We start from the raw sequence: 12,503 nt of genomic DNA on the forward strand, positions 1-12,503 counted from the left end.
CCAGTGTAGTTGGCGCTCGGGCGGATGATCTTGTTGTCGATGCGCTGCTCGATGATGTGCGCAGCCCAGCCCGACGTACGCGCGATCACGAACAGCGGCGTGAACATCGCGGTCGGCACGCCCATCATGTGATAGCTCACGGCGCTGAACCAGTCCAGGTTCGGGAACATCTTCTTGATATCCCACATCACCGTTTCCAGGCGCTCGGCGATGTCGAACATCTTCATCGAGCCGGCTTCCTTCGACAGTTCGCGCGCGGTGGCCTTGATGACCTGGTTGCGCGGGTCGGCAATGGTGTACACCGGATGGCCGAAGCCGATCACGACTTCCTTGTTCTCCACGCGGCGGCGGATATCCGCCTCGGCTTCGTCGGCGTTGTCGTAGCGTTTCTGGATCTCGAAGGCCACTTCATTGGCGCCGCCGTGCTTGGGGCCGCGCAGCGCGCCGATCGCGCCGCAGATGGCCGAGTGCATGTCCGAGCCCGTGCCGGCGATGACGCGGCCGGTGAAGGTCGATGCGTTGAACTCGTGCTCCGCGTACAGGATCATCGAGGTGTGCATCGCGCGTTCCCACTGGGCCGACGGCTTCTTGCCGTGCAGCAGGTGCAGGAAGTGGGCGCCGATGGAGTCATCGTCGGTTTCGACTTCGATGCGGCGGCCGTTGTGGCTGAAGTGGTACCAGTACAGCAGCATCGAGCCCAGGCTGGCCATCAGCTGGTCGGCGATGTCGCGCGCGCCCGGGGTGTTGTGGTCGTCCTTCTCCGGCAGCACGGTGCCCAGCACCGACACGCCGGTGCGCATCACGTCCATCGGGTGGGCCGAGGCCGGCACGCATTCCAGCGCGGCCTTGACGTTGGCGGGCAGGCCGCGCAGCGACTTCAGCTTGGTCTTGTACGCGGCCAGTTCGGCCTTGTTCGGCAGCTTGCCGTGGACCAGCAGGTGGGCGATTTCCTCGAACTCGCAGGCATCGGCCACGTCCAGGATGTCATAGCCGCGGTAGTGCAGGTCGTTGCCGGTACGGCCAACGGTGCACAGGGCGGTGTTACCGGCGGTCACGCCCGACAGGGCAACGGACTTCTTGGGCTTCGGCCCCGTCGGCTGCGGGGCTTCAGCGCGCGCCTTGTTCTTGGTTGCGGACATCCTGTTCTCCTTGAATTTTGGTATTTGCCGGATGTTGTGCGGACGCGGGCCCCGGCCTAGTCGAAGAACAGCTCGGCCACGTTGTCCGGCAGTGGCGTGCCCGTGGCGTGGGCGCGCTGCAGCAGCGACCAGTAGTAGCGGTAGCTGGCGCGGTCGTGCAACTGCCCGTCGTGCCGGATCGGGGCCCAGTTGTTCTCGTGGGCGGCCAGCAGGATCTGGCTGGCGGCGCCGATTTCCTCGATGCCAGGCCGGAACGCGGCGACGATCGGCTCGATCTGGCCCGGATGGATGCTCCACTTGCGCAGGTAGCCGAACTCGGAGCGCGCGCGCAGCGCGTCATCGCCCGCGCGCTGCGGGGCCTGCACGTCGGTGCTGACATTGTGCGAAGGGACCTTGCCGTATCGATGGCAGGCGGCCGAAATCTCCAGCATGGCACGGCGGATCAGCGGGTGCTCGAACTGCTGGGGTGAACGCATGGCATCGCCGGGAATGGCGCCGTGGTGGGCCGACACGAAGTCCATCAGGCCGAAGCTCAGGCATTCGACCTGCACCAGCGAGGCGATTTCGAAAGCCTGTTCGAGCGCGGCGTGCGTTTCGATCAGTACATGGATCGGAATGTGACGCGCAATGCCTGCCGTGCGTGCGGCCTGGTTGACGTGGTCGGTCACGCGCGCCACTTCGACAACGTCGGTCACCTTGGGCACGACCACATACGCCAGCCGTGCGCCGGCGGCACGCACGAGCACATCGACATCCTGCTTCCAGCTTGAATGGGCAGGATCATGGATGCGCACACCCACGCGATTGTGCCGATTGAGCGGGCTGTTCACGAGCCCGGCGCACAGTTCGGCGTGCTCGCGCTCCAGCCCCACGGCGGCACCGTCTTCGCAGTCAAAGGTGATATCGAAGACGGGACCAAGCTCTTGCTGCAGGGCCAGCGATTTGAGCATCAGCCTTTCGCTGCCCGCGTAGTGATCGCACACCGGCAACTGGGTGGGGGTGGCTTCGCCCTGGAACAAGACCTCGGAGGGGTGCACTTGGATTCTGGTCAAAAATGATCTGGGGCCGCCGGGAAAGGTCGCGGCCCAACAAAAAACCGGAGCCCGCGCCGATTCTTGAATCGTTGCGGTGCTCCGGTTTCCCTGGCGGAATGGATCCGAAGATCAGCCGAGCAGGTGCTGCACGCCGGCCTTTTCTTCTTCCAGTTCGTTCAGGGTGATGTTGATCTTTTCACGGCTGTAGTCGTCGATCTCCAGGCCCTTGACGATTTCGTACTTGCCGTTGGCGCAGGTCACGGGGTAGCCGAACATGGTGTCGGCCGGGATGCCGTATTCGCCGTTCGACGGGATGCCCATGGTGACGACCTTGCCGTTGGTGCCCAGCACCCAGTCATGCACGTGGTCGATGGCGGCATTGGCAGCCGAAGCGGCCGACGACAGGCCACGGGCTTCGATGATGGCGGCGCCGCGCTTGCCGACGGTCGGCAGGAACACGTCGTTGTTCCACACCGGGTCGTTGATCATGTCCTTGACGCTCTTGCCGTCGACGGTTGCGTAGCGGTAGTCGGCGTACATGGTCGGGCTGTGGTTGCCCCACACGAACATCTTCTCGATCGATGCCACCGGCTTGCCGGTCTTGGCGGCGATTTGCGACAGGGCACGGTTGTGGTCCAGGCGCAGCATGGCGGTGAAGTTCTCGCGCGGCAGGCTCGGGGCCGACTTCATGGCGATGTAGGCATTGGTGTTGGCCGGGTTGCCGACCACCAGCACCTTGACATTGCGGCTGGCGACTTCGTCCAGTGCCTTGCCCTGCACCGTGAAGATCTGGGCGTTGGCTTCGAGCAGGTCCTTGCGCTCCATGCCCTTGCTGCGGGGACGGGCGCCCACCAGCAGGGCGACGTCGGCGTCCTTGAAGGCGACCTTCGGATCATCGGTGATCACCACGCCAGCCAGCAGCGGGAAGGCGCAGTCTTCCAGTTCCATCACCACGCCCTTGACGGCCGCCTGGGCCTGGGGCAGATCGAGCAGTTGGAGGATGACCGGCTGGTCTTTGCCCAGCATGTCGCCATTGGCGATGCGGAACAGCAGGGAGTAGCCGATCTGGCCAGCGGCGCCGGTCACTGCGACGCGCATTGGGGCTTTAGCCATGAGTAAATCTCCAAACGAAAAGATGGGGGAAACCGGTGGGTGGCGCGCCGCGTAGGGGGAGGCACGTCACCAGGTGCTGGTTGTCGCCATAGCGGGGAGCAGCCGTCCGCCGGAACCAGGTGGCAGGGCCACGGGGCGGAGCCGGTGAGGGAGAGCCACAACGGGTCATGGTAAGGCAACGAAGCGTAAGTCTACTGCGAAGCGGGGCGCGTTAGCCAGATCGGACGGTTGTCTTGTTTCTGTCACGCGTGCCGCCGGCGTGGACCAGCGCGAGTGTAGGCCCGGCCATCCGCGATGTCAATTCATATGTCTTATATAAGACATAAGACATTTAACGTCGGGCTGGACGGGCTTTGCCCTTTTGTGGTGAAATCCCCCCTATGTCCTCCCTGCCTACGTCCCTGACCGGCGCCTCCGCACCCGGAGCGCAGGATTCTGGCGCCGCCAATTCCAGTTCCGGCGCCGGGGCGCAGTCGTCACCATCGCCCTCCCACCCGCCGGCCGCGCTTGCCGCGGCCCACGCCGTGCCGTCGCCTACATTCAGTCCGCTCTACCAGCAGATCAAGGCCCTGATCACGCGCAGCCTGCAATCGGGCGAGTGGAAGCCGGGCGAGATGATTCCCAGCGAAATGGAGCTGGCATCGCGCTACAAGGTCAGCCAGGGCACCGTGCGCAAGGCCATCGACGAGCTCGCCGCCGACAACCTGGTGGCGCGCCGGCAGGGTAAGGGTACCTTCGTCACCACCCACCACGAAGACGTGGTGAAGTTCCGCTTCCTGCGGCTGGTGCCGGACGAAGGGGAGCCGCATTATGGCGCCAGCCAGGTGCTCGAGTGCAAGCGGCTGCGCGCGCCCGCGGAGATTGCCCGGCTGCTCGATATCCGTACCGGCGACAGCGTCGTGCAGATTCGCCGTGTGCTGACATTTTCGGGCGAGTCGACCGTGCTGGACGAGATCTGGCTGCTCGGCGCCAACTTCAAGGGGCTCACGGCAGAGAAGCTGACCGAGTGGAAGGGCCCCATGTACGCATTGTTCGAGGCCGAGTTCGGTACCCGCATGATTCGGGCCTCCGAGAAAATCCGTGCGGTAGCCGCCGACGAGACGGCGGCTACCTTGCTGTCTGTCCCGGTCGGGTCGCCGCTGCTGTCGGTCGAGCGCGTGTCGTATACCTACGGCGACCGTCCGGTCGAGGTGAGGCGCGGGCTGTACGTGACCACGCGCCACTATTACCAGAATGACCTGAGTTGAATATCGGAATATCGCGGCTGCCGGCGGGCCGGGCGCCATGATTATTGCGATATTCGTCATGATGGTTGCGGCTATTGCGGGGCGCGGGTGGTTTTTGCACTTCCCGCATTGCTGTGTGCGATTGTCGGGCGCCGCCTGTCCGGGCCTGATAGCTGAAAATTATTGGTGCGGCGCGCAACAAAGGCGCTAAAATCTCATGGATTTGCCCCAATGCATTCTTTTGCATGCAGGGCAATGGCAGTTTCGTTTTTTGTTTACCGCAAATTGGGGTCTCGCATGGCTGAAGCCGTCAAACAAGCCAGGCCGGAGTTCCGGAATATCGGTGTCTCGCAGATCGCGAAATACCGGTTGCCCTGGGCCGGCAAGGTATCCATCCTGCATCGCGTGAGCGGTGCCTTGATGTTCCTCCTTCTTCCCTTTGTTCTGTACCTGTTTGAGCAGAGCATTACCTCCGAACTGAGCTTCGCAAAGTTCTCGGCGCTGTTGTCCGGTGGCTTCGTCAAGCTGGTTGTGCTGGCCCTGATCTGGGGTTATCTGCATCACTTCTGCGCTGGTATCCGCTTCCTGCTGCTGGACGTGCACGTTGGCGTCTCCAAGCCCGCTTCGGCCAAGTCTGCCATCGGCGTGCTGGTTGTCAGCCTGCTGCTTACCCTGATTTTCGGCCTGAAGCTGTTCGGCCTGTTCTGAGGAGAATCAAGGTGGCAAACAATAATATCGGTCCCAAGCGTCTTGTCGTCGGTGCGCACTACGGCCTGAAAGACTGGCTCGCGCAACGCGTCACGGCCGTGATCATGGTGGTCTTCACCATCGTCCTGGCTATTGCCTTCCTGCTGTCGAACGGCGCTTCGTACGAAGCGTGGGCAGGGCTCTTCTCCAATCAATGGATGAAGATCATCACGTTCCTGACCATCCTGTCGCTGCTGTATCACGCCTGGTTCGGCGTGCGCGACATCTGGATGGACTATGTGAAGCCGATGGCGCTGCGCCTCGTGCTGCAAGTTCTTACGATTCTGTGGCTCGTCGGTTGTGCGGGCTACGCTGCTCAGATTCTCTGGAGGGTGTAATAAATGGTCGCAGTCAAGACTGGATTGCCGCGTCGCCGCTTTGACGTGGTCATCGTCGGTGCTGGCGGCGCCGGGATGCGCGCATCCCTCCAGCTCGCGGAAGCCGGCCTGAACGTCGCCGTGCTGTCCAAGGTGTTCCCGACCCGTTCGCACACCGTGGCGGCGCAGGGCGGCATCGGTGCTTCGCTGGGCAACATGAGCGAGGACAACTGGCACTATCACTTCTACGACACCATCAAGGGCTCCGACTGGCTGGGCGACCAGGACGCCATCGAGTTCATGTGCCGTGAAGCCCCGAAGGTCGTGTACGAGCTCGAGCACTTCGGCATGCCGTTCGACCGCAATGCGGACGGCACGATCTACCAGCGTCCGTTCGGCGGCCACACCGCCAACTACGGCGAGAAGCCTGTGCAGCGCGCCTGCGCCGCGGCGGACCGTACCGGCCACGCACTGCTGCACACGCTGTACCAGCGCAACGTGCGCGCCAAGACCCACTTCTTCGTCGAGTGGATGGCGCTGGACCTGATCCGCGACCAGGACGGCGACGTGCTGGGCGTGACCGCGCTGGAAATGGAAACCGGCGAGGTCTACATCCTCGAAGCCAAGACCACGCTGTTTGCGACCGGCGGTGCCGGACGTATCTACGCGGCTTCCACCAACGCCTTCATCAACACCGGTGACGGCCTGGGCATGGCGGCGCGCGCAGGCGTGCCCCTGGAAGACATGGAGTTCTGGCAGTTCCACCCGACCGGCGTGGCCGGCGCGGGCGTGCTGATCACCGAAGGCGTGCGCGGCGAAGGCGGTATCCTGCGCAACAAGGACGGCGAGCGCTTCATGGAGCGCTATGCCCCGACGCTGAAGGATCTGGCGCCGCGCGACTTCGTGTCGCGCTCGATGGACCAGGAAATCAAGGAAGGCCGCGGCTGTGGCCCTAACGGCGACTACGTGCTGCTCGACCTGACCCACGTCGGTGCCGAGACCATCATGAAGCGCCTGCCGTCGATCCGCGAGATCGGCATGAAGTTCGCCAACGTCGACGCGATCAAGGAACCGATCCCCGTCGTCCCGACCATCCACTACCAGATGGGCGGCATTCCGACGAACTACCATGGCCAGGTCGTGGTGCCGAAGAACGGCAACCCGAACGAAGTGCTCAACGGTTTCTACGCGATCGGCGAATGCTCGTGCGTGTCGGTGCACGGCGCCAACCGCCTGGGCACCAACTCGCTGCTCGACCTCGTGGTGTTCGGCCGTGCGGCTGGCAACCACATCATCGCGCAGAACCTGAAGCAGAAGGAACACAAGCCGCTGCCGGCCGACGCCGCCGACCTCGCGATGTCGCGCCTGGCCAAGCTGCAGGGCACGTCGTCGGGCGAGTACACGCAGGACGTCGCCAACGACATCCGCAAGAACATGCAGTCGCATGCCGGCGTGTTCCGTACGCAGAAGCTGATGGACGAAGGCGTGGAGCGCATCCTGGAAGTGTCGGAGCGCGCCAACAACATCCACCTCAAGGACAAGTCCAAGGTCTTCAACACCGCACTGGTGGAAGCCCTGGAAGTGGCCAACCTGGTGGAAGTGGCCAAGGCCACCATGATCTCGGCGGCTGCCCGCAAGGAGTCGCGCGGTGCACACGCACACAGCGACTTCCCGAACCGCGACGACCAGAACTGGCTCAAGCACACGCTGTTCTACAGCGAAGGCAACCGCCTCGACTACAAGCCGGTGAAGATGGAGCCGCTGACGGTGGAAAGCGTTCCGCCGAAGGCCCGTACCTTCTGAGCACCGCATCGTAGAGAAAACAGGACCCACAGAAATGAAGCGTATTTTCGAAGTCTACCGCTACGATCCGGACAAGGACGCGGCACCTCGCATGCAGACCTACGAGGTCGAGCTCGATGGTCACGAGCGCATGCTGCTGGACGCGCTGGTCAAGCTGAAGAGGCTGGACGAGACCATCTCGTTCCGCCGCTCGTGCCGTGAAGGCGTGTGCGGTTCGGACGCGATGAACATCAACGGCAAGAACGGCCTGGCGTGCCTGACCAATATGCGCGAGCTGCCTGACCGCATCGTGCTGCGTCCGCTGCCTGGCCTGCCGGTCGTGCGCGACCTGATCGTCGACATGACGCAGTTCTTCAAGCAGTACAACTCGATCAAGCCGTTCCTGATCAACGACGAGCCGCCGCCCGAGAAAGAGCGCCTGCAGTCGCCGGAGCAGCGCGACGAGCTGGACGGCCTGTACGAGTGCATTCTGTGCGCGAGCTGCTCGACGTCGTGCCCGTCGTTCTGGTGGAATCCGGACAAGTTCGTCGGCCCGGCCGGCCTGCTGCAGGCTTACCGCTTCATCGCGGATAGCCGCGACCAGGCCACCGGCGAGCGTCTGGACAACCTGAACGACCCGTACCGCCTGTTCCGCTGCCACAGCATCATGAACTGCGTCGACGTGTGCCCGAAGGGTCTGAACCCGACCAAGGCCATCGGCAAGATCAAAGAGCTGATGGTCCGCCGCGCGGTCTGATCCGGCGGAGTTCGCAGTAGAAAGCAGTTGTTGTAAGCGGCGCGTCGGCCTGAGCGGCAATATCAGGCAGGCGCGCCGGAAAGCAGGATGCCATGACCGAGAGTCCCGCCACCATCTTCTCCCACCAGGCCGATCCACACAAACGCGCGCGTCTGCGCTGGCGTGCGCGCCGCGGCCTTCTGGAGAACGACATCATCGTCGAGCGATTTTTCAACCGTTACGAGGAGAGCCTGTCCGACGAGGATGTGGCTTCGCTGAGCACGCTGTTCGAGCTCAGCGACAACGAGTTGATGGACCTGCTCCTTGCCCGCAAGGAGCTCGACGGTGAACTCGACACGCCCCCGATGCAGCGCATTATTGGCCTGCTGCGTTCGGTCTGAGTTTTTGGTCAATACTATTATTCACAGCATTTGAAGGATCCGACATGACGCCGTCCGATGTGAAAGCCACGCTATCGTTCTCCGATGGTTCCCCCAGCGTTGAGCTGCCGATTTACCAGGGCACCGTGGGCCCGGACGTGATCGACATTCGCAAGCTGTACGGCCAGACCGGCAAGTTCACCTACGACCCCGGTTTCATGTCGACGGCTTCGTGTAATTCGAAGATCACCTACATCGACGGCGACAAGGGCGAGCTGCTGTACCGCGGCTACCCGATCGAGCAGCTGGCGCAGAAGTGCGACCACCTCGAAACCTGCTACCTGCTGCTGAAGGGCGAGCTGCCCAACGCCAAGCAGAAGGAAGAATTCGTTGGCCACGTCATGAACCACACCATGGTTCACGAGCAGCTGCAGTTCTTCATGCGCGGTTTCCGCCGCGATGCCCACCCGATGGCCGTGCTGACGGGCCTGGTGGGTGCCATGAGCGCGTTCTACCACGACGCGATGGACATCGACGATCCGCACCAGCGCGAGATCTCGGCCATCCGCCTGATCGCCAAGATGCCGACCATGGTCGCCATGGCGTACAAGTACAACATCGGCCAGCCGTACATCTATCCGCAGAATGACCTGTCCTACTCGGGCAACTTCCTGCGCATGCTGTTCGGCACGCCGTGCGCCCCGTACACCGTGAACCCGGTGCTCGAGCGCGCGCTGGACCGCATCTTCATTCTGCACGCCGACCACGAGCAGAATGCTTCGACCTCGACCGTGCGCCTGGCTGGCTCGTCGGGTACGAACCCGTTTGCCGCCATCGCCGCCGGCGTGGCCTGCCTGTGGGGTCCGGCCCACGGCGGCGCCAACGAAGCCGCACTGAAGATGCTGGAAGAAATCGGCAGCGTCGACAACATCGGCGAGTTCATCAAGCAGGTCAAGGACAAGAACTCGGGCGTGCGCCTGATGGGCTTTGGCCACCGCGTGTACAAGAACTACGATCCGCGCGCCAAGCTGATGCGCGAAACCTGCCATGAAGTGCTGAACGAACTGGGCCTGCACAACGACCCGCTGTTCAAGCTCGCCATGGAGCTGGAAAAGATCGCGCTGGAAGACGAGTACTTCGTCAGCCGCAAGCTGTACCCGAACGTCGACTTCTACTCGGGCATCGTCCAGCGCGCGCTGGGCATCCCGACGTCGCTGTTCACCTGCATCTTCGCGCTGGCTCGTACCCCGGGCTGGATCTCGCAGTGGGAAGAAATGATCACCGATCCGGAATACAAGATCGGCCGTCCGCGCCAGCTGTTCAACGGCGCCGCCACGCGCAACGTGCCGGACGTGGACAAGCGCTAAGCCTTCCACTGCCTGCTGCTGCGCAATGCAGCAAATCGCAAACGCCCCGGCCCGCCGGGGCGTTCGTCTTTCTGGCTTCAGGGCCTTGTGCGATGCGGCGAATGTGAGAGCAGAAAATTGCACGCCAAGTGGTCAGAAGCGCAATTTGTGGAGAATTGTGTCGCAATCTGTCAACTAGGTTCCGCATTTGTTGTGCGATTTTCGCTTCCGGCGGGGAATTTGACCCTATAATGCGGGCTGCTCTGCCGATGGCAGCCGGGTTACCCTCCGGCACGCCGTGCGGCAAGCGGGGCAGGCGACAGCGCTTGCGCAATAGAGAACGCATCAAACGTTGTCTTTCCGAACCATGCTCCCCTGATCCTTCCGGGGGCTGACACATGCCGGGCCCCGCATCTGCTGTCTTCTTGCCGGACCCGTCTGCCGCGTCTCGGACCTGGTTTCCCCTGTCGTCCGCGGTGTGTAGTTCGATTGCGCAGGTCATGCTGTCTCTGCCCGTATGACCACAAAACCAATCGAGGAGCACCCGATGACGCTTTCCCGCCTTACGTCCATTTCGCTGGCCGCCGTGCTGGCTACCCTTGGCGCTGCCGCCAACGCCGAAACCGTGAAGATCGCCATTGCCGGCCCGATGAGCGGTTCGGTTGCCCAGTATGGCGACATGGTCAAGGCCGGTGCGCTGACCGCCATCGAACAGATCAACGCAGCTGGCGGCGCCGGCGGCAACAAGTTCGAAGCGGTGCTGATGGACGACGCCTGCGAGCCGAAGCAGGCCGTGGCCGTGGCCAACAAGATTGTCAGCCAGGGCATCAAGTACGTGATCGGCCACGTCTGCTCGGGTTCGACCATTCCGGCTTCGGACATCTACGAGAACGAAGGCATCGTGATGGTCACGCCGTCGGCCACCGCGCCGCAGCTGACCGAGGCCAAAAAGCGCAAGTTCATCTTCCGCACCATCGGCCGCGACGACCAGCAGGGTCCGGCTGCCGCCCAGTACATCATCACCAAGGTCAAGCCGAAGAAGGTCGCGGTACTGCACGACAAGCAGTCGTACGGCCAGGGCATCGCCACTTCGGTGAAGAAGGACCTGGACGCCGCCAAGATCCCCGTGGTCGTGTTTGAAGGCATCAACGCCGGCGATTCGGACTACTCGGCCGTCATCACCAAGCTGAAGTCGCAAGGCGTGGACTTCGTGTACTTCGGCGGCTACCACCCGGAAATGGGCCTGCTGATGCGCCAGGCGCGCGAGCAGGGCGTGAAGGCCACTTTCATGGGTCCCGAAGGCGTGGGCAACAAGGACGTGACCGCGATTGCCGGTCCGGCCTCCGAAGGCATGCTGGTGACGCTGCCGGCCGACTTCTCGGCCGATCCGGCCAATGCCGGCCTGGTGAAGGCTTTCGCCGACAAGAAGCGTGACGCCAACGGTCCGTTCCAGATGCCGGCCTACGCCGCCGTCAAGATCGTTGGCGACGCCATCGCCGGCGCCAAGAGCACCGATCCGGCCAAGGTCGCGGCGTACATGCACAAGAACGCCTTCCAGACCCCGATCGGCAAGGTCGAGTACGACGACAAGGGCGACCTGAAGTCCTTCAAGTTCGTGGTCTACACCTGGCACAAGGACGCCAGCAAGACCGCCGCCAACTAATCCGGGCATTTCCTTCGCCGGCATCCCGCGCCCCCACAAGGGGCGGCGGGATGTTCCGCTATCGGGCTTCGATTTCCTGAGGCTTCCCCCATGAACGAATTTCTTCCACAGTTCACCCAGCAGCTGGTCAACGGCCTGACGCTGGGTGCGATCTATGCGCTGATCGCCATCGGCTACACGATGGTCTACGGCATCATCGGCATGATCAACTTTGCCCACGGCGAGATCTACATGATCGGCGCCTACGTGGGCCTGGTCACACTGACCGCTATCGGCGTGCAGGCCGGCTATCCCTTGCCGCTCGTGCTGGGTGCCGCGCTGCTGGTATCCGTCCTGGTCACCGGCTGCTATGGCTTCGCGGTCGAGCGCGTGGCGTATCGCCCCTTGCGCGGCGGGCCGCGGCTGGTGCCGCTGATCTCGGCCATCGGCATGTCGATCTTCCTGCAGAACTATGTGCAGATCGGGCAGGGCGCACGCGACGTGTCCGTGCCGATCCTGATCTCGGGCGCCATCGAGTTCCAGATGGGCGGCGACTTCGTCGTCACCGTACCGTACTCGCGCTTGCTGATCGTCGGCGTGACGCTGGTGCTGATGATCGCGCTGACCCTCTTCATCGGGCATTCGCGCATGGGCCGCGCCTGCCGCGCCTGCGCCGAAGACATGCGCATGGCCAACCTGCTCGGCATCGACACAAACCGCGTGATCTCGTTCACGTTCGTGCTCGGCGCGATGCTGGCCGCGGTCGGCGGTGTGCTGATCGGGCTGACCATCGGCAAGCTCAATCCGTTTATCGGCTTTATCGCCGGCATCAAGGCGTTCACGGCCGCGGTGCTCGGCGGCATCGGCAGCATCCCGGGCGCGATGCTTGGCGGCGTGCTGCTGGGACTGGCCGAGACTTTCGCCTCCGGCTACATGCCGGCCGAATACAAGGACGTGGTGGCATTCAGCCTGCTGGTGCTGGTGCTGCTGTTCCGCCCGACCGGCCTGCTCGGCAAGCCGGACGTGGAAAAGGTCTGAGGG

12 protein-coding genes are annotated in these 12,503 nt (G+C 63.3%); 9 read left to right on the top strand and 3 right to left on the bottom strand.

Annotated features, from left to right (window positions below):
* The 3 genes from prpC to AC3FKG_RS19800 all read right to left on the bottom strand — a co-directional run.
* Positions 1 to 1,139: bifunctional 2-methylcitrate synthase/citrate synthase (gene prpC / locus AC3FKG_RS19790; protein WP_488743961.1), on the bottom strand; the 1,139-nt coding region annotated here is incomplete at its 3' end.
* 56 nt (positions 1,140 to 1,195) lie between these two features.
* The gene (locus tag AC3FKG_RS19795) at positions 1,196 to 2,176 is read right to left on the bottom strand and encodes an HpcH/HpaI aldolase/citrate lyase family protein (protein ID WP_488744011.1); all 981 of its coding nucleotides are present in this window, start codon (positions 2,174 to 2,176) and stop codon (positions 1,196 to 1,198) included.
* Positions 2,177 to 2,302: 126 nt separating this feature from the next.
* A complete protein-coding gene (locus AC3FKG_RS19800; RefSeq protein WP_483708708.1) occupies positions 2,303 to 3,286 on the bottom strand; it encodes a malate dehydrogenase in 984 nt (327 codons plus the stop codon).
* A gap of 380 nt (positions 3,287 to 3,666) precedes the next feature.
* Between AC3FKG_RS19800 and AC3FKG_RS19805 the strand changes: the two genes are divergently transcribed.
* The 9 genes from AC3FKG_RS19805 (at position 3,667) to livH (ending at position 12,500) form a co-directional block, all read left to right on the top strand.
* A complete protein-coding gene (locus AC3FKG_RS19805) occupies positions 3,667 to 4,533 on the top strand; it encodes a GntR family transcriptional regulator (protein WP_483708707.1) in 867 nt (288 codons plus the stop codon).
* A 276-nt stretch (positions 4,534 to 4,809) separates the two neighbouring features.
* A complete protein-coding gene (sdhC, locus tag AC3FKG_RS19810) occupies positions 4,810 to 5,220 on the top strand; it encodes a succinate dehydrogenase, cytochrome b556 subunit (protein WP_483708706.1) in 411 nt (136 codons plus the stop codon).
* Positions 5,221 to 5,231: 11 nt separating this feature from the next.
* Positions 5,232 to 5,597 carry a succinate dehydrogenase, hydrophobic membrane anchor protein gene (sdhD, locus tag AC3FKG_RS19815; protein WP_483708705.1) on the top strand — a complete coding sequence of 122 codons (366 nt, stop codon included), beginning with the start codon at positions 5,232 to 5,234 and terminating at the stop codon, positions 5,595 to 5,597.
* Between the two features lie 3 nt (positions 5,598 to 5,600).
* On the top strand, positions 5,601 to 7,379 hold the full coding sequence (sdhA, locus tag AC3FKG_RS19820; protein WP_488743962.1) for a succinate dehydrogenase flavoprotein subunit: 1,779 nt from the start codon (positions 5,601 to 5,603) through the stop codon (positions 7,377 to 7,379).
* A 34-nt stretch (positions 7,380 to 7,413) separates the two neighbouring features.
* Positions 7,414 to 8,115, top strand: a complete 702-nt coding sequence (locus AC3FKG_RS19825; protein WP_488743963.1) for a succinate dehydrogenase iron-sulfur subunit — start codon at positions 7,414 to 7,416, stop codon at positions 8,113 to 8,115.
* A gap of 92 nt (positions 8,116 to 8,207) precedes the next feature.
* On the top strand, positions 8,208 to 8,495 hold the full coding sequence (locus AC3FKG_RS19830; protein WP_483708703.1) for an FAD assembly factor SdhE: 288 nt from the start codon (positions 8,208 to 8,210) through the stop codon (positions 8,493 to 8,495).
* Positions 8,496 to 8,539: 44 nt separating this feature from the next.
* Positions 8,540 to 9,841, top strand: a complete 1,302-nt coding sequence (gltA, locus tag AC3FKG_RS19835; RefSeq protein WP_483708702.1) for a citrate synthase — start codon at positions 8,540 to 8,542, stop codon at positions 9,839 to 9,841.
* Between the two features lie 526 nt (positions 9,842 to 10,367).
* Positions 10,368 to 11,483, top strand: a complete 1,116-nt coding sequence (locus AC3FKG_RS19840; protein ID WP_483708701.1) for a branched-chain amino acid ABC transporter substrate-binding protein — start codon at positions 10,368 to 10,370, stop codon at positions 11,481 to 11,483.
* A gap of 90 nt (positions 11,484 to 11,573) precedes the next feature.
* The gene (gene livH / locus AC3FKG_RS19845) at positions 11,574 to 12,500 is read left to right on the top strand and encodes a high-affinity branched-chain amino acid ABC transporter permease LivH (protein ID WP_483708700.1); all 927 of its coding nucleotides are present in this window, start codon (positions 11,574 to 11,576) and stop codon (positions 12,498 to 12,500) included.
* Positions 12,501 to 12,503: the final 3 nt, after the last annotated feature.

This window comes from Cupriavidus sp. 22TCCZM04-2 (assembly GCF_057798895.1).